Here is a 16,232-nt window from a genome sequence, read left to right as displayed (position 1 = left end):
CGTATTGGTTTACAAAGGTTTTCGTATAAGCAGTTAGTTGGCAAGAGACCGTAAGATTACTTGCCAACTCTTATGCGTAAACAAACGGACATGAATGTTTTTTATTCATGTCCGTTTGTTTATGTGGATTGATATAGTTGATTTTTTAAGTTTTTTTTGCGATGTTTACATTAGGGAAAATGTACAGGAGGAGATGAAAGCATTGGGGATAAGGCAAGACTGGGTGTTTTGGTCATTATTAAAGCAGTTAATAGAAAACGGGCCATATGAAATCATTCATATATCAGGAGACTTCCAAGAAGTATGGCTTCAAGCAAATGAACGAAAACCTGTCACAATTGTTCGTTTGCTGCGTCAAAATTTTCCATGGTCCAATGTGATCGAGCAGGACATAGAGTATGTATATGAAAAATCTGAGCAGCTGCGAAAACAATGGTTCAAAAAGGAGCTTCATACTAAAAACATTTATATTAGCGATTATGAACCTGTCAATGAGTGGAGCCCTTTATCCAAAGCCGAACAAATGATGGGGAAAAAAGCACCGACAAAGGTCGAGACCATATTGGTAGCAGAATGGAACACCAAGGAAGAGTATGAACATTTAACAGGTTGTTCTCTAGTCTATCCTTCCCACGAAGATGGCCAATTACTTCTCTATAATGAGCATTTAAAGCAGCAAGTTATAACCTATATTACCAACCAAAAAAAGAAGGAACGGGAGCTTTTTGAATATGGAAAGCCTTTTTTGGCTTTTGTTTTGCTGGCTGCACAGATTGTGATGTTTCTGGTTCTCGAATTTAAAGGTGGAAGTGAAAACACCCTTACTTTAATCGAATATGGAGCGAAATTCAATCCCTTCATTTTTGATGGAGAGTGGTGGCGTTTTATTACTCCAATTTTTCTGCATATCGGTATGCTTCATTTGTTAATGAACAGTTTTGCCCTATACTATCTTGGACCTATGGTCGAAAAAATGTATGGAAGCATTCGTTTTCTATTCATTTATTTGTTTTCTGGTTTTACGGGAGTATTAGGGAGCTTTCTTTTTAGTTCCACTGTATCGGCAGGGGCCTCAGGTGCTATTTTTGGATGTTTTGGGGCATTGCTCTATTTGGGGAAAATTCATCGCCAACTCTTCCTGCGAACGATGGGATATAACATTATTGCGGTCATTATTGTCAATCTGATTTTTGGCTTTGTTGTACCCGGCATTGATAATGCAGGACATATCGGCGGTCTAGTGGGCGGGTTTCTCGCGGCAAGCATCGTATCATTGCCAAAACATCGAAATCCAAAAGAGCAGGTACTAGGACTAGTCATCAGTGGTGTGATTGTTATCGCTTCCTTATTATATGGTTTTAGTCCTAAAAACCTAGAAAAGGATACCGAGTATGCGTTAGGAATTGCGCAGAATTTTAATGCAAACAAGCAGTATGATAAGGCACTGGATGTGTTGCAGCCTTTTCAAGAAAAGAGTATTAAGGATAGCCGAATTTATTTTTTACTCTCTTATGCGCAAATTAAGAAAAATGAGATTGAAAAGGGGAGGAACAATCTTGAAACGGCAGTTCGATATGATCCTTCCTTTCATGAGGCTCATTATAACCTAGCCCTTATTTATTTAAGTTTAGGGGAGGTAGAGAAAGCGCGAACATCAATTGAAAAAGCAGCAAAATTGGAACCGAAAAATGAACAATACCAGCAATTATTAAGGGAAGTTCAAACGCGTGTTCAATAGATTCTTGACGTGCTTGAACTTTCCTTTATACTTTAGTATGTACATGTTTTAACAATGAAAACAGGTGACGAGATGAAAACGATTTATGATGTTCAACAGTTACTGAAAAAGTATGGCACAATCATCTATATAGGCGATCGTGTAGCTGATTTGGAATTGATGGAGGCAGAATTAAAAGAGCTGTTTCAGTCACAACTGGTAGACGTGAGAGACTATCAAACAGCTTTGTTGCTTTTACGGCACGAAATACAAATTCAGAAAGAAAAAAGGATGGAGTAACATGGATGAAAAATGGTTAGTGGGGGTTGACCTCGGCGGGACAACGATCAAAATGGCGTTTATTAATCATTATGGTGAGATTATTCATAAATGGGAAATCCCAACGGACATTAGTGCGCAAGGAAAGAATATTCCAACAGATATTGCAAAAGCCATTGATCGAAAATTAGCAGAAATCGGCCAGGTCAAAAGCAAGTTGGCAGCAATCGGGATTGGAGCGCCGGGACCGGTTAATTCAGCAAACGGTTCCATTTATGTAGCAGTCAATCTTGGCTGGAACAACTTTCCATTGCAAGATCGCTTAGAAATGGAAACATCTTTGCCGGTAGTAGTGGATAACGATGCAAATATTGCTGCTATTGGAGAAATGTGGAAAGGTGCGGGCGAAGGCGCGAAAGATTTATTATGTGTAACGCTTGGCACAGGAGTTGGCGGGGGTGTTATCGCCAACGGGGAAATCGTGCATGGGGTGAACGGAGCAGCTGGTGAAATTGGACATGTTACATCTGTTCCAGAAGGAGGAGCACCTTGCAACTGTGGAAAAACGGGATGCCTTGAAACTGTTGCATCAGCAACAGGAGTTGTCCGTCTGGCGATGGCAGCTCTTGAAAAAACAGAGACATCCGGCATTTTACGAGAAGCCTATAAAGAAAACCGCACAATTACAGCAAAGATGATTTTTGATGCGGCGAAAGAGAAGGATGAATTAGCGCTTACAGTCGTAAATGAATTAGCATTTCATTTAGGACTAGCCCTTGCAAACCTGGCAAATGGTTTAAATCCAGAGAAAATTGTTATTGGCGGCGGGGTTTCTAAAGCGGGGGATACATTGTTAACTCCACTAAAAGAGCAATTTAAACGCTTTGCTTTTCCTCGAGTAGCTGAAGGAGCAGAATTAACAATTGCTACTTTGGGAAATGATGCCGGTGTCATTGGCGGGGCATGGTTGGCAAAAGAAAAAATGATTCAGGCTTAATGCCTGGTTTTCCCTATAAAAAAACGGTAGTATATTAAGGGAAAAGAGTCTCCACTCTATAAGTGGAGACTCTTTTTTATGTTTATCGTTATAATTTTAAATGTTCCTAATCTTGATTTTGGAACTTTTTCCAATTAAATCCGTCTAATTTGGTAATGAATTGAATAAAACAGTAACATTACTATTCTGCTTATTTAATATGGAGGGCAAACTGCTTTTTTGTAAAAAACATAAGATTAGTTCCGTTTAGCCCTTACCGTTTTCAATTATAACGGAGGAGGTATTGAGTTGAAGCTTAGATTTTCTTTGTCGAAGCTGTCATTTGCTTTAACAGCGGTATTTTTATTATGGATAAAGACGTACATCGTTTACAAAACCAGCTTTAACATCGAGATTGAAAATACAAAGCAAGAATTCATTTTATTCATTAATCCACTAAGTTTTTTACTTATGTTTTTTGGAATCGGGTTATTCTTTAAGAGTACGAAAAGAAGAAATCACTACATAGTGGTCATCAGCCTTTTCATTTCATTTGTGTTATTTGGAAACGTTATGTTTTATCGTTTCTTCAATGATTTTTTAACATGGCCCGTTTTATTTCAAACAAGTAATATGGGAGAACTAGGAAATAGTACATTTGAACTTTTCAAGTCAACAGATATTTTTATGTTTGCCGACACTATAGTATTGACCTTGTTAGCTCGAGGGCTGAATAAAAAAGAATCAACGGTTACGTTTACGAAAAAAGAGCGTTTTGCTTACTGCATTGCCGTTGTGGTTGTGTTCGTTTCGAACTTGGCTCTTGCAGAAACAGAACGGCCTGAGTTGTTAACACGTACGTTTGACCGTGAGATGTTGGTGAAAAACCTTGGGACTTATAACTATCATATTTATGATGCTCTTTTACAATCTAAGTCAAAAGCACAGCGCGCATTAGCAGATAGCAGTGAATTTGTTGAAATCGAGAACTATTTAAAAGCAAATCAAAAAGAGCCCAGTAAAGAGCTGTTTGGCATTGCAAAGGGAAAAAACGTGATTCTAATATCATTAGAGTCAATGCAAAGCTTTGTGATTGATCGGAAAATTAATGGACAAGAAATTACACCATTCTTAAATGATTTCCTAAAGGAAAGTTATTATTTCGATAACTTTTATCATCAAACGGGACAAGGTAAAACGTCCGATGCGGAATTTTTGGTAGAGAACTCTTTATACCCGCTTGGACGGGGCTCAGTCTTTTTTACTCATTCCGGAAATGAATATAATGCCATACCAGAAATCCTAAAACAGCACGGTTATTATACAGCTATGCTCCATGCCAATAACAAAAGTTTCTGGAACCGCGATATTATGTATCTGAGATTAGGGTTTGATCGTTATTTCTCATTAACTGATTATAAAGTGACACCTGAAAATTCAATTGGCTGGGGATTAAAAGATGTAGACTTCTTCGAGCAATCCATTGTCCATTTAAAATCATTGCCGCAGCCATTTTATACAAAGTTTATTACATTGACCAATCACTTTCCTTTTGAGTTAAACGAGGAAGATGGGATGGTGGATGAATACACTTCCAACAGCCGAACATTAAATCGTTATTTTCCAACGGTTCGATATACTGATGAAGCAGTCAAACATTTCATCACTCGTTTAAAGGAAGAAGGGTTATACGATAATTCCATCATCATGATGTATGGTGATCACTATGGCATTTCCGAAAATCATAATGCAGCGATCGGGCAATACTTAGGTAAAGAAGTAACACCGCTTGTGTCAACACAGCTGCAGCGTGTTCCCCTCATTATTCATATTCCGGGTGGGAAGTATAAAGGAACGGTCCATAAGGTATCAGGCCAAATTGACTTAAAACCGACCATTCTTCATTTACTTGGCATTGATACGAAAAATGATGTTCACTTTGGAACAGATCTATTTTCGAAAGAAAAAATGAATTTTACAGTTCTTCGTGACGGAAGTTTTATTACAGGCAAGTACGTGTATACGGAAAACAAATGTTACGATAAGAAAACTGGACAAGAAGCGGATTCAAAGTACTGCGAACCTTATATGGAAAAAGCGAAACAAGAGCTAGATTACTCGGACGAAATTGTATACGGGGATTTGCTTCGTTTTTATGAAGGAACGAACTATCATCCTGAGAAAGAACAAAAAATTAACTAAGAAAACCATGTAAAAGACCAGTGTCGATTTTGGGCTCATTCGCACGAATGAGCCAAACAACCTTGTTCCTTAACCATGTCAAGAGAAAAAGCTTCGATGCTTTGCGCCTCAAAGCTTTTTTTGTGTTGAGGAGAAGAAAAAATTCATATAAATGGAAAAAGAAAAGACAAAAGGGGGAGGAAAATGAGACGTGATCCAGCTTCTTATATTTGTGATGAAAGAACGACACCATATAACTCCATAAGATTATATGAGGAGTTAGCAGTCTTACGCACGTTATTTCCCTTTGTTAAAGTGAAGCAGGTTGGATTGAGCGTTCTTGGGCAGCCGATCTTTCATCTTATGATCGGCAAAGGGAAAAAAAACGTTCACATGAATGCTTCCTTTCATGCAAATGAATGGATCACAACAAATGTGTTGATGAGATTTGTAAAGGAATATGCTGAGGCTGTTCAAGCCGGTAGTGATTTTTATGGAAAGGAAGCTCGTATGTTATATCACAATGTGACATTGTCAGTCGTTCCGATGGTTAATCCCGATGGGGTAAATTTAGTCGTGGATGGACCAGCTTCCATTGTTGAACCGTATCGGTCCTTTGTTATCTATACCAATAAGAATTTTGATGATTTCCAAGGATGGAAAGCGAACATAAGAGGAGTGGATTTAAATAAGCAGTTTCCGGCAAATTGGGAAAAAGAAACACAGCGAAAAATGTTAAAGGGACCCCATCCACGGGATTTTGGCGGGGATTATCCGATGTCAGAACCTGAAGTGCTTTGTATGGCTCGTTTAACGGAAAGCCTGAACCCGAATCTCGTTCTTGCTCTTCATACACAAGGAAAAGAGTTTTATTGGGGATATATGGAGAAGGAGCCTCCCGAATCTGAGCGAATGGCAGCTGAATTTGAACGAGTAAGCCCGTATCGATCTGTAAGAAATATCGATAGTTATGCAGGATATAAAGATTGGTTTATATTGAAGTGGAACAAGCCAGGTTTTACAATTGAACTTGGCAAAGGAATTAATCCTTTACCTTTATCGCAGTTTTCGTCCATTTATCATGAATGTATTGGGATATTAGTCGCATCTATGTATATGGTTTGAATGTTCCTTTTAGATTGTCTCCAAACGGTAAATTGAGTTTAATGGGGTATCAATTGGAACAAATCATGAATTTGAAGACAAAAAAAATCGTCAATCTTATAAATTTCACATAAAGGAAACTTCCATCAGCGGAGGGTTCCTTCATCCCCCACTTCAACTTCTCCGATGATGCTAAGTTTGAAGTGAGAGTCTTACTGCCCGTTGATGCGGGATAAACAAAAACCTTGGCTATTTAGCGAAGGTTTTCCAGGCTGTTGAGAAAGTTTTTCTCAACAGCCTTCTTTTTATGTCTGTCCAATGAGATGTATTCTTTCTTATTCGACAACGAACCGTGACACGCCACATTTGGGAAGAGTATAAAGAAATCACTCGTCAACATAAACGAACAAAAGAAGGAAAACGATTATATACACTTCGCTGTTCCACGATTGAACGGAGTTTTGCCGACGCCAAAGAACTTCATGGCTATCGATACGCTCGGTTTCGAGGGGGGAAGTCTGTCCAAGAGCAGGCCTTTTTCACAGCCGCCTGCCAAAACATGAAGAAAATCGCCCTCCACCTCACCAAAAAGGTGGGATGAAGGGTGATTTCAGAGAGTGATCTCTCGTAGTTCCATGATTTTTCACCGTTTCAATAGGAAACGGTTCAGATTGTCGAGAACCCTAAAGGGTTTCTCGACAATCTGAAAAACAAGCCGTTATCCTGTAACGGCTTGTTTTTTTATGTAATCATTTAGTGCGCAGCCGGGAATCCATGATGTAATACAGTCATAACTGTAAACCATCCGAAGAAACCAACTGTCGCTAAAGCAAATCCTGCTCCAAGTAAGTTTTTATTACGCAATGCTGTAAAGGCACCGTATAGAGCAAGGAGTGCTGTAAGTCCAAAAATGATGACAAGGCCCATGAAAAACCCCCCTTTGATTGACCGATATTTTCTCACTTATAGCCAATTCTGCAGCTGCGTTAAAGTTGAGTGTTGATTTTTAACTTCTCTTCGGCATTTGCCAAAAGACGAACGGAGCAGAGCTTCCGGATGAATGAGTCGAGATGTTCAATCAACAATGTTCCTTAACAAAGCTAATGTATAATTGCTAACGCTTTCTTTACTCTTTTTTATTTTAAATGTTTTCAAAACATTTGTCGAGGCGAAAAAATGGCACTTCTATGTCACAATGAAAAAGCGATTCGTTTAATCTTTGTGAAAATTGTTGTAAAATATTGAAAAGAATGAATGAAAAGGAGGATTTGCAAAATGAAATATAGTCGAGTTCCATTAGGACCGCTGCAAACAAACTGTTATATCATTCAAAATGAAAAAAGAGAATGTATAATTATCGATCCAGGGGAAGAAGGAGAAAAGCTAAATCAGCTAATAGAAAGAGAAAAACTGGTGCCATTGGCCATTTTATTGACGCATGCTCACTTTGATCATATTGGGGCAGTAGATGTGGTACGTGAAAAGTATAACATTCCGGTGTATGTTCATAGTCATGAGCAGGAATGGCTAACAAATCCTGCTTTGAATGGTTCGCAATTTTTCATGATGGGAGCTATTGCGGTTAAGCCTGCTACGCATCTTTTAAAAGAGGAAGATGTGCTGACAATCGGGGATTTTACATGTGAAGTATACGAAACCCCTGGCCATTCACCAGGCAGCGTGTCCTATTATTTTAAAAAAGCTGGAATGATTGCTTCAGGAGATGTCTTATTCGAAAGCAGTATCGGGCGTACAGATTTACCAGGAGGGAATCATCAGCAGCTTTTACAAAGTATTCACGATAAGCTCCTTGTTTTGCCTGAAGATACAATCGTATTGTGCGGCCATGGACGTGAAACAACAATCGGCAACGAAATGGATAACAATCCTTTTTTAAATGGATTTTAAATAGGTAAATGAGATGAGGGAATTTATAAAAGAACTCATTATACAATCACCGCTCAAGAGAATTCCTTACTCTGTTTTTATACATAATGCATTGTACCATCCGGTGCACGGTTATTATATGAAAAAAGATGTGAAGATTGGAAAAGAAGGGGACTTTACTACGACTCCTCATGCTTTCCCGGTTTTTGCGAAGGTATTTTCCCGCTTTTTTTGTAAAGTTATCAATCAAGGGAAGCTTCCACCTGTGATTTGTGAAATTGGAGGAGGGGACGGACGCTTCGCTAAGTATGTGTTAAAGGAATGGGAAAGCTTCTCTCCAGAAACTTTTCCGGAAGTTACGTATTATGTGGTGGAAAAAAGCTTTTACCATCAACAACTCCAGCAGGATGAGCTTGAATCATATTCCCGGTTAAAGTATTTCAGCAGTTTAAAAGAACTAAAATCAACAATTGGCACCTTTCAAGGAATAATTTTTTCTAACGAGTGGTTTGATGCCCTGCCTGTAGAAGTTATTCAACGAGCAGAGGACCAACTGTATGAAGTATGGATATCGATTGATAGTGAAGGCGAGTTGACGGAAGTATTTACACCGGTCGAAAATGAATGCATTCAGCAATATTTAGCAGATTACAACATTCAGTTAACGAATAACCAGCGGATGGAAATTCCGCTTATGATGTTAGAAAAATTAGAAGAACTACATTCTCTTTTTGAAAAGGGCATGATGGTAACGGTTGATTACGGCTACACATTTCAAGAGCTTCGTCATCCGTTGCGCCGCCATGGGAGTTTACGCGGCTATTTTCAGCACCAGCTCGTTTCTAACCCGCTGTTGTATGCTGGCCAAATGGATTTAACAACCCATATTCATTTCGACAGTTTTATTGATAAAGGAAAACAATGGGGAGCGGAAGTGGCTGCTTTTGGTCGACAGCATGAATTTTTGTTATCGATTGGAATACTGGATTTATTGGAAGAAAATGTAGATTTGAATCCTTTTTCTGAAATAAGCAAGCAAAACAGGGCAATTCGCAGTTTAATAATGGATGATGGAATGAGTAATCATTTTCATGTAATCGTTCAGGGAAAAGGAATAAGGCTGGAAAAAGAGAAGCTCTTTTCATCTCCCTTTTCTTTTAATAGAACACCATAAAAAAGGAACACCCCCTGTTGAAGTAATTCAACAAGGGGCGTTCTTATTAATGCCCGCCAGCACCTGGAACCATCATGAATGTTGTCCAATATGTAAAGCCAGCAAAGAAAACCGTTAAGTAAGCTCCAAAGATGTAGATATACATGCGCTCTGAAAGCTTTAAGTAACTTAAAAGTGCAAAAAAGCCTGTTTGACCTAAGAAAATAAGAGACGTAGTATGCATGTGTCCAAGATAGAACATGACGGAAAAAATCCCGGTCCAAAACGCCAAAACACGGTACATACGGTCCATATCCATCCCCTCCTTTACACCCACATGTCAATTACTTACATTATTATAATGTATTTTTCATACAATTGTAAATATTACTTTGTTTCTAGGTTGTGACACTTACGTAATAGGTGCATGTTTCACAACCTAAAGCCATGTTGTCGTGCACTTCAAATAATAGACTAGGAAACAATACGCTAAACATTCCTTTTAGGAAAGCATTGTGCATGTTGCAGACAGCCTCATGATGAATGAAAGCGGATTCCTTGAAAGGGCAGTTTCGGATTTCGAAGATGACCGTTTTTCCATCTTCCTTTATCGATATCATGGGAAATAAGCCTGTACTGGCAGAAGCGTCTTTGATGATGTTCAATTTTTCTTCATCACTTAAAGAGTTGATGTCTGTATATAAGTGAGAGTAATGCTTCTTAAGATATGTTATTCCATATTCGTAAGCACTGTCATTGAATAATTTTTGTCCTTGCTCGTCAAGCATTCCAATAGCATGAACCGCAATATTCGATAACAGTTGATAATCCCGATAAGGAAAAGAGAGTTGAATGACATCGTCTGATAAACGGTAAAAGCGGCTTGGTCTTCCGCCTTTTCCTGTTTTTTTGGTTTCAGAGATAATGAGATTAATCTCTTCCAGCTTTGATAAATGAAGTCTTGCGACATTTGGGTGGATATGAAATAAATCGGCAATTTCCTGAACAGTTACATCTTTTCGTTGGTTTGAAATGTATTCATAAATATGAAAACGGGTCGGATCAGAAAGAATGCTTGTTACTTTTAAAGTCTCTTCCATTTTGGTCTCACTCCTAGTGCCCAATATAGTTTCATTATAATACACCTTTCCAGTGTGGAAAACGGAAGAAACAAATTAACGCCTTAAGTTTAAAAAAAGTTCACAAGAGACTATGTAAATAACTATACAAACGTTATGCAAAGCGGATGCAATGTAAATGAATTGATTAAAGGCGGAATAAAACAGGAGGCGTTAATTATGGATACAATTTTGTTTTAATAGATAAGAAAATCTCTTTCAGTCTCTTATTTACAATATCTTTACAAAAATATTGTAGGAAAAAGGGAGAAAATGGAGAATAGTGTAGATGTATCAAAAAGAAAAGGAGGAGATTCCTATTGTAGCCAATATCGAGAAAATGGCTGAACAATTGATTCGTTATGCTTGTACGTATCGCGTTTCCGATGTGCATGTCATTCCCCGGGAAGAAGATGCGGTTATACAAGTGCGACTGGGAAAAGAATTAATGGTAAAGGAAGTGATGTCCAAACAAAGATGTGAACGCTTGATTGCCCATTTTAAGTTTTTAGGCGGGATGGATATTGGAGAAAAACGAAAACCTCAAAGCGGTTCGTTAACTGTTACCATTGATGATGCTCCTGTCAGCTTACGATTTTCCACATTACCTACCTTTTTTGATGAAAGCCTCGTGATACGTGTTCTTCTACAAAACCACGTCACTCCTCTTTATCAGCTCTCACTCTTTCCAAGTACAACAAGAAAATTAATCTCCCTTTTAAAACATTCGCATGGACTCATTATTTTTACAGGTCCAACGGGTTCTGGAAAGACCACCACCTTGTATACCCTTTTAAATGAATCAAAAAAGCTGTTCAATCGCAATATTATTACGCTTGAAGATCCGATTGAACGCCGAAGCGAAGGAGTATTGCAAGTACAGGTCAATGAGAAGGCAGGTATTACGTATGCGACTGGCTTGCGAGCCATTTTAAGGCATGACCCCGATATTATTATGGTGGGGGAAATTCGGGATGATGAAACAGCGCAAATTGCTGTAAGAGCCTCATTGACAGGTCATTTAGTTTTGACGACTATGCATACAAGAGATGCACCTGGAGCCATTTACCGGCTTCTCGAATTTGGAGTCGGATTTCAAGAAATTGAGCAAACCCTTGTTGCCGTAGCAGCTCAAAGGCTGGTCGACCTGCAATGTCCATTTTGTACGGATGTGTGTCATCCATTATGCAGGAAAATGAGAAGGCACCGGCAAGCAAGTGTGTATGAGCTGTTATACGGAAAAACATTGAACCAGGTTATGAAAGGGGCGAGAGGAGAAGAAGTCAGTTATTGCTATGCCACATTACGGGATGCCATTAAAAAAGGGATTGCTCTAGGTTACTTGTACCCGCAAGCATTGGATGGGTGGGGGAGTGATGAATGAAGAGCCTGCAAAGAAAATGGAGTTTGGAACAACAAGCCCTCTTCCTCTTGAAATTATCCGAGCTTCTCGATCACGGCTACACGTTGTCGCAAGCAATGGAATTTTTACGTTTTCAGATTCCTCAAAAGCTTGGTGAAGATATTGATCGTTGTTTAAAACAATTAAAAAATGGTGTGTCCCTTCATGATACTTTTGAATCTTTGGCATTTCATCGTGATATTTTGGGTTATTTATATTTTGCTGAACGACACGGGGATTTGACATTTGCTTTGAAAGAAGGGGCATGGATGCTGCAACGGAAGTTGGCAAGCATGGAAAAAATGAAAAAAGTTGTGCAGTATCCTCTCATGTTATTTTCCTTTTTATTTATCATCTTTTTTGTGTTGGCAACCGTTTTGCTTCCACAGTTTCAAACGTTATATTCCTCCATGGGGACAGAAATGTCACTACCTTTAGCTTTACTAATCAATTTTGTAGGTGCTTTTCCATACGGGTGTGTTTTCTCCTTTTTGTTTTTGACGATTTCCTTTGTGGTGTACCGTGTCTATATGCAAAAAATGCCTCCATATAAACGAATGGGTTATTTGTTGAAGATTCCTGGAATTAAAAAGATCGTTCCTATGTTCAATTCTTATTTCTTCTCGACCCATATCAGCAATTTATTGAATGGAGGATTATCCGTAAATGATTGCTTGAGTTTATTTGAACGACAGCGGCATTACCCTTTTTTTCAAGTAGAAGCGGCTTTTCTGAAGGAACAGCTTGTTTCAGGTGCTGCTTTAGAACAAATCATGTTCAAGAGAAAATATTATGATGCCCAGCTTGCCAATGTGATTGCACATGGCCAGTCCAACGGTGATCTGGCAAAGGAGCTGGGAAACCATAGCCAATTCATTTTAGAAAGACTGGAGCAACTCGTCTTCAAATGGTTAAACATCATGCAGCCTTTGTTGTTTTCCTTGATTGGATTGCTTGTTTTAGCTATGTACCTGTCGATTATGCTTCCGATGCTGAAAATGATGTCAACTGTATAAAGGAAACCTCCATTAGTGGGGGGGGGCTTCATCCCCCACTGATGGTTAGTTGATCTTATCGGGCTTTTACACGAGAAAGCGAGGCGACTGTTTAGCTCCGACGTGCGTTGGAGCTCCTGACAAAGAACCGCTTTTTGGTTCTGTAGGAAGGAGTGAAACGTAGTGGGAGCTAGGAGCCGCAGCCAGATTAGAGCAGTTATCCCCACTTAAACTTCTTCGATTACGCTAAGTTTTGAAGTGGGAGTCTTACTGCCCGTTAATGCGGGATAAAAGAAAAGGAGGAAAAGAAATGAGGAGACAGCTCGTGAAGAAAAACGGGTTTACATTAATCGAGATGCTCGTGGTCATGTTGGTGATCTCTATCTTGCTGTTAATTACGGTTCCCAATTTATTGAAGAACAATGGCGCGATTAATGATAAAGGATGTGAGGCTTATATCAAAACAGTACAAGCTCAAGTAGAAGTATATAAAATAGAAAATGAAAATAAAATTCCTACCCTCGATCAATTAAAAACTGACGGCTACATTAAGGAAACCAAGTGTCCCAACGGAGATGGAATTGAGATTGTGAATGGAGAGGTAAAAGAAAGTGACACAGCCACAACAGCGACTACATCATAACGGATTTACCGTCCTCGAGGTGCTGATCGTTCTGGCCATTGTTCATGCCATCATGTTTGTAACCATTGTCAAAATAGAGCCGCTTATGGAGTATTACCGGCTGCATTGGTTTATGAAGCAATTAGAAACGGATATATTTTATGCACAAGAGGCGGCTATCACAAGAGGACAAGCGGTGTCTCTAAGGTTTTCATCGGACAAAAATGAGTATTTTATCGTCGCAGGCAGCATATCGAGCCCTCTTTTCACACGATCTTACGATTCACGTCTTCGTATTCAGTTTGCTACATTAGGATCTCAAATTAAGTTTCTTGGCAATGGCAATATTTCAAAATCAGGGACGTTTTTTATCTCATCTGGTTCTCTTACTTACGAAATGGTGTTTATGCTCGGAAAGGGACGTTTTTATGCTGAAAAGTTGTAGGGGTTATACATTGCTTGAAATGCTCGTTGCGTTTTCAATTCTTTTCCTGCTGCTTGCACACATACTTCCGTTATATATCCAGATTAAGCAGGAGAGGAAGGACATTGATATTGATAAAGCGGCTGTGAAGTTATTGCATGAGAAAGTGCTGGAGTATAAGTATGACGGGGCTTCTCCTTCCCCGTCTCGTCGACTGTTAAATGGAATTGTATATGAAGTGAGCTGGCAAGTTGAAGAGCAATCGCTATTTAAAGTGTGTATTTACTGGGAAAATTTATCGAAACAGAGTAAAAAGAGGTGTGATTATATAAAAAGATGAGAAGAGAGGGCGGCTATACACTTTTAGAGATGTTAATCACTTTTTCTTTATTTTTAATGATGATGTCTTTTTTGCCGGTTATAATCAAAATGACAAAGGAGCAGCAAGTTGTGGCTGTTTCCTTATCTAAATTGGAATGGGACATTTTTCTGCAGCAGTTAACGCTTGAATTACGGGAAGGATATGATGTTGAATGTAACGATCAGAAATTGACTTTCACCAACTATAGACAACAAAAAGTAACATATGAGAGATACGGTCAGATGATACGCCGGCGAGTAGTGGGAACCGGACATGAGGTGTTGCTGCAAAACATTTCATCCGTTCAGTTTATCAAAGTCAGTCATGGAATTATAGTTCAGGTTCGTGATTTGGAGAATCGTTTGTATGCGGAAAGAATCAGTCTTTTCAATAGCGATGGGGGACAAAGTGCCTCGTGATGAAAAGGGCTTCGTGCTGCCCTTGGCGTTACTGCTGTCATTGCTTATTTTCTTCGTCGTGCATCAGCAGCTGCAAGTATATGTAGCTGAAGCCCTTTTTTCAAAAAGTGTGAGTGATTATTATGAGATGGAGAATTTATTGGAGCTGGCGCTTGTGGATGCGCCTCGGAGTTTTGGAGAAGAGGATGTGCCAGGAGAGAGGGAAACGCAATTGTATCCTCAAGGTGAGGTGACCTATATATTGCGGTCAGTGCAAGATGGATGGATGACGATTGAAATTCATTGTCAGCTTTCCTCTGACAGGCAACATAAAGTATTAGCGGAAATAGAAAGAGAAAGCGGTAAAATGATAAAATGGAAAAAGCTATAATCAAGGGGGAAGAAAAATGAAAGCTTTATATCTTGTAGGATTCATGGGCTCTGGCAAAACCACTGTTGGTGCTGAATTAGCTAGAAGACTTAATGTTCCGGTGGTGGACACGGATCATTATATCGAACAGCAAACCGGGAGAACCATTAATGATATTTTCGCAGAAGAAGGAGAAGAAAAATTCCGTTTATTTGAGACGGCTGTTCTTGAACAGCTTCCAACGAACGATATCATCATTACAACGGGTGGAGGGCTCTTTATGAAAGAGGAGAACCGCCGATGGATGAAAGAGGGCGGAACTGTCATTTACTTGCACTGTGATTTTAAAGAAATCTGGGCCCGTTTACAAGATGACCATACACGCCCTCTTCTCCACCATCAAAATTTTGAGAAAGCAAAGGCATTATATGAGTGGCGTCAACCGTTTTACGAACAAGCGGATATTACCATTCACACAACAGGAAAACAGGTGGACCATGTTTGTGAAGAAATCCTTTCATTGATTAAGGATGAAGCTCCTCGGACATAATAATGAATGAGGTGGTATTGAACGATGTCTACAAATGATTATGTGAAATTTGTGACCCAGCAATTTGTTCGTTATATTGACCAGCCGAAGGAAGAACGGATACAGCAACGACGAAAGCGAAAAGAAGAGCGTGATTCTTTTATTCACCGTTGGTTTGGAGTCGTTCCTTTTGCTATTATGATGTGGTACCGAAAAAAGAAATCATAAAGAAGGGGTGTCCCAAAACGTCACAAATCATGTCGTTCGGGGGGCACCCTTTAAAATCTTATCATCATAAAAAATTCATTGAATCAAAGGATGCCGTAACAATTTTGATTCAAAAGCGATATTGGGGGATTCTTTTAATTCGGTGTTTCTACAAATGAGATGGATTGCACTTTTTCTGTGTTTGTATCAAATACAACTGTCACCAATAAGCCAAATTCTTTATTTTGGTTTTGGACCCAAAGCTTAAAACGTTCTGATGTCTTGTCTCTTCCCTGTTTTGCGCGTCCCACGTACAAGAAATCTTTAATTTGGGCAGTCGGATATCGTTTTTTAGCTTCTTTGATCGCCAGCCGGCTCCATTTTGCATAAGAAGGAATGGGCTCAGGCGGAGGAGCAGCCTCTGTTATCATAATCGAAGGAGAAACAGAGAGGGGGAGCATTAGTCCTAAACATAGGCACACAACTGTCCATAACGGCCTCATAGAATG

At 39.2% G+C, this 16,232-nt stretch carries 20 protein-coding genes and 1 pseudogene; 17 read left to right on the top strand and 4 right to left on the bottom strand.

The features are described from left to right. The first annotated feature begins 202 nt into the window (after positions 1–202). The 6 genes and pseudogenes from ACFOU2_RS05050 to ACFOU2_RS05025 form a co-directional block, all read left to right on the top strand. Entirely contained in the window at positions 203–1,738 is a 1,536-nt protein-coding gene (locus tag ACFOU2_RS05050; RefSeq protein ID WP_377912810.1) for a rhomboid family intramembrane serine protease, read from the top strand. Between the two features lie 72 nt (positions 1,739–1,810). After that, entirely contained in the window at positions 1,811–2,017 is a 207-nt protein-coding gene (locus tag ACFOU2_RS05045) for a YqgQ family protein (protein WP_377912808.1), read from the top strand. A gap of 1 nt (position 2,018) precedes the next feature. Continuing rightward, on the top strand, positions 2,019–2,993 hold the full coding sequence (locus tag ACFOU2_RS05040) for an ROK family glucokinase (RefSeq protein WP_377912806.1): 975 nt from the start codon (positions 2,019–2,021) through the stop codon (positions 2,991–2,993). A 288-nt stretch (positions 2,994–3,281) separates the two neighbouring features. Continuing rightward, entirely contained in the window at positions 3,282–5,174 is a 1,893-nt protein-coding gene (locus tag ACFOU2_RS05035; protein ID WP_377912804.1) for an LTA synthase family protein, read from the top strand. 183 nt (positions 5,175–5,357) lie between these two features. Further along, a complete protein-coding gene (locus ACFOU2_RS05030) occupies positions 5,358–6,278 on the top strand; it encodes a M14 family metallopeptidase (RefSeq protein ID WP_377912802.1) in 921 nt (306 codons plus the stop codon). Between the two features lie 319 nt (positions 6,279–6,597). Further along, positions 6,598–6,858 (top strand): annotated as a pseudogene (locus tag ACFOU2_RS05025) (transposase); the annotation flags it as partial. Positions 6,859–7,010: 152 nt separating this feature from the next. On the opposite strand, the gene ACFOU2_RS05020 reads toward ACFOU2_RS05025, so the two are convergent. After that, positions 7,011–7,184, bottom strand: coding sequence for a DUF2759 domain-containing protein (locus ACFOU2_RS05020; RefSeq protein WP_377912800.1), 174 nt, complete (start codon positions 7,182–7,184; stop codon positions 7,011–7,013). Positions 7,185–7,532: 348 nt separating this feature from the next. On the opposite strand from ACFOU2_RS05020, the gene ACFOU2_RS05015 reads away from it, so the two are divergent. Both ACFOU2_RS05015 and ACFOU2_RS05010 read left to right on the top strand, forming a co-directional pair. Further along, positions 7,533–8,165, top strand: coding sequence for an MBL fold metallo-hydrolase (locus ACFOU2_RS05015; RefSeq protein WP_377912798.1), 633 nt, complete (start codon positions 7,533–7,535; stop codon positions 8,163–8,165). A gap of 13 nt (positions 8,166–8,178) precedes the next feature. After that, the gene (locus ACFOU2_RS05010; protein WP_377912796.1) at positions 8,179–9,318 is read left to right on the top strand and encodes a class I SAM-dependent methyltransferase; all 1,140 of its coding nucleotides are present in this window, start codon (positions 8,179–8,181) and stop codon (positions 9,316–9,318) included. Between the two features lie 46 nt (positions 9,319–9,364). On the opposite strand, the gene ACFOU2_RS05005 is transcribed toward ACFOU2_RS05010, so the two are convergent. Both ACFOU2_RS05005 and ACFOU2_RS05000 read right to left on the bottom strand, forming a co-directional pair. Continuing rightward, entirely contained in the window at positions 9,365–9,610 is a 246-nt protein-coding gene (locus ACFOU2_RS05005) for a DUF2626 domain-containing protein (RefSeq protein ID WP_377912794.1), read from the bottom strand. 85 nt (positions 9,611–9,695) lie between these two features. Continuing rightward, positions 9,696–10,397, bottom strand: a complete 702-nt coding sequence (locus ACFOU2_RS05000; protein ID WP_377912792.1) for a helix-turn-helix transcriptional regulator — start codon at positions 10,395–10,397, stop codon at positions 9,696–9,698. 307 nt (positions 10,398–10,704) lie between these two features. On the opposite strand from ACFOU2_RS05000, the gene comGA reads away from it, so the two are divergent. The 9 genes from comGA to ACFOU2_RS04955 all read left to right on the top strand — a co-directional run bounded on the left by comGA (position 10,705) and on the right by ACFOU2_RS04955 (position 15,744). Beyond that, complete coding sequence (gene comGA, locus ACFOU2_RS04995; protein WP_377912790.1) at positions 10,705–11,799, top strand: competence type IV pilus ATPase ComGA; 1,095 nt, start codon at positions 10,705–10,707, stop codon at positions 11,797–11,799. Next, positions 11,796–12,833, top strand: a complete 1,038-nt coding sequence (gene comGB / locus ACFOU2_RS04990; RefSeq protein ID WP_377912788.1) for a competence type IV pilus assembly protein ComGB — start codon at positions 11,796–11,798, stop codon at positions 12,831–12,833. The genes comGA and comGB overlap by 4 nt, the downstream gene beginning before the upstream one ends. Before the next feature lie 289 nt (positions 12,834–13,122). Next, positions 13,123–13,455 carry a competence type IV pilus major pilin ComGC gene (comGC, locus tag ACFOU2_RS04985; protein ID WP_377912786.1) on the top strand — a complete coding sequence of 111 codons (333 nt, stop codon included), beginning with the start codon at positions 13,123–13,125 and terminating at the stop codon, positions 13,453–13,455. Then, positions 13,424–13,879 carry a competence type IV pilus minor pilin ComGD gene (gene comGD / locus ACFOU2_RS04980; protein ID WP_377912784.1) on the top strand — a complete coding sequence of 152 codons (456 nt, stop codon included), beginning with the start codon at positions 13,424–13,426 and terminating at the stop codon, positions 13,877–13,879. The genes comGC and comGD overlap by 32 nt, the downstream gene beginning before the upstream one ends. Continuing rightward, positions 13,863–14,198: a competence type IV pilus minor pilin ComGE gene (gene comGE, locus ACFOU2_RS04975; RefSeq protein ID WP_377912782.1), complete on the top strand. Its 336-nt coding sequence runs from the start codon at positions 13,863–13,865 to the stop codon at positions 14,196–14,198. The genes comGD and comGE overlap by 17 nt, the downstream gene beginning before the upstream one ends. Further along, positions 14,195–14,638 carry a competence type IV pilus minor pilin ComGF gene (gene comGF, locus ACFOU2_RS04970; RefSeq protein ID WP_377912780.1) on the top strand — a complete coding sequence of 148 codons (444 nt, stop codon included), beginning with the start codon at positions 14,195–14,197 and terminating at the stop codon, positions 14,636–14,638. The genes comGE and comGF overlap by 4 nt, the downstream gene beginning before the upstream one ends. Continuing rightward, positions 14,628–15,008, top strand: a complete 381-nt coding sequence (gene comGG, locus ACFOU2_RS04965) for a competence type IV pilus minor pilin ComGG (protein WP_377912778.1) — start codon at positions 14,628–14,630, stop codon at positions 15,006–15,008. The genes comGF and comGG overlap by 11 nt, the downstream gene beginning before the upstream one ends. A 16-nt stretch (positions 15,009–15,024) precedes the next feature. Then, positions 15,025–15,537, top strand: a complete 513-nt coding sequence (locus ACFOU2_RS04960; RefSeq protein ID WP_377912776.1) for a shikimate kinase — start codon at positions 15,025–15,027, stop codon at positions 15,535–15,537. Positions 15,538–15,561: 24 nt separating this feature from the next. Beyond that, entirely contained in the window at positions 15,562–15,744 is a 183-nt protein-coding gene (locus ACFOU2_RS04955; protein WP_377912774.1) for a YqzE family protein, read from the top strand. A 134-nt stretch (positions 15,745–15,878) separates the two neighbouring features. Here ACFOU2_RS04955 and ACFOU2_RS04950 read toward each other — a convergent pair whose 3' ends face one another. Then, on the bottom strand, positions 15,879–16,226 hold the full coding sequence (locus ACFOU2_RS04950; protein ID WP_377912772.1) for a YqzG/YhdC family protein: 348 nt from the start codon (positions 16,224–16,226) through the stop codon (positions 15,879–15,881). Positions 16,227–16,232: the final 6 nt, after the last annotated feature.

Source organism: Bacillus songklensis (assembly GCF_042649685.1).
In the GTDB taxonomy this organism is placed as follows: domain Bacteria; phylum Bacillota; class Bacilli; order Bacillales; family Bacillaceae_H; genus Bacillus_BA; species Bacillus_BA songklensis.
The sequence above is the reverse complement of the archived record's forward strand: the minus strand, read 5'-3'. Positions and strand labels throughout refer to the sequence as shown.

Coding starts and splice junctions, on each gene's coding strand:
- ACFOU2_RS05045 (WP_377912808.1), top strand. CDS start 1,811: ATGAAAACGATTTATGATGTTCAACAGTTACTGAAAAAGTATGGCACA.
- ACFOU2_RS05040 (WP_377912806.1), top strand. CDS start 2,019: ATGGATGAAAAATGGTTAGTGGGGGTTGACCTCGGCGGGACAACGATC.
- ACFOU2_RS05030 (WP_377912802.1), top strand. CDS start 5,358: ATGAGACGTGATCCAGCTTCTTATATTTGTGATGAAAGAACGACACCA.
- ACFOU2_RS05020 (WP_377912800.1), bottom strand. CDS start 7,184: ATGGGCCTTGTCATCATTTTTGGACTTACAGCACTCCTTGCTCTATAC.
- ACFOU2_RS05015 (WP_377912798.1), top strand. CDS start 7,533: ATGAAATATAGTCGAGTTCCATTAGGACCGCTGCAAACAAACTGTTAT.
- ACFOU2_RS05010 (WP_377912796.1), top strand. CDS start 8,179: ATGAGGGAATTTATAAAAGAACTCATTATACAATCACCGCTCAAGAGA.
- ACFOU2_RS05005 (WP_377912794.1), bottom strand. CDS start 9,610: ATGGACCGTATGTACCGTGTTTTGGCGTTTTGGACCGGGATTTTTTCC.
- ACFOU2_RS05000 (WP_377912792.1), bottom strand. CDS start 10,397: ATGGAAGAGACTTTAAAAGTAACAAGCATTCTTTCTGATCCGACCCGT.
- comGA (WP_377912790.1), top strand. CDS start 10,705: ATGTATCAAAAAGAAAAGGAGGAGATTCCTATTGTAGCCAATATCGAG.
- comGB (WP_377912788.1), top strand. CDS start 11,796: ATGAAGAGCCTGCAAAGAAAATGGAGTTTGGAACAACAAGCCCTCTTC.
- comGC (WP_377912786.1), top strand. CDS start 13,123: ATGAGGAGACAGCTCGTGAAGAAAAACGGGTTTACATTAATCGAGATG.
- comGE (WP_377912782.1), top strand. CDS start 13,863: ATGCTGAAAAGTTGTAGGGGTTATACATTGCTTGAAATGCTCGTTGCG.
- comGF (WP_377912780.1), top strand. CDS start 14,195: ATGAGAAGAGAGGGCGGCTATACACTTTTAGAGATGTTAATCACTTTT.
- ACFOU2_RS04960 (WP_377912776.1), top strand. CDS start 15,025: ATGAAAGCTTTATATCTTGTAGGATTCATGGGCTCTGGCAAAACCACT.
- ACFOU2_RS04955 (WP_377912774.1), top strand. CDS start 15,562: ATGTCTACAAATGATTATGTGAAATTTGTGACCCAGCAATTTGTTCGT.
- ACFOU2_RS04950 (WP_377912772.1), bottom strand. CDS start 16,226: ATGAGGCCGTTATGGACAGTTGTGTGCCTATGTTTAGGACTAATGCTC.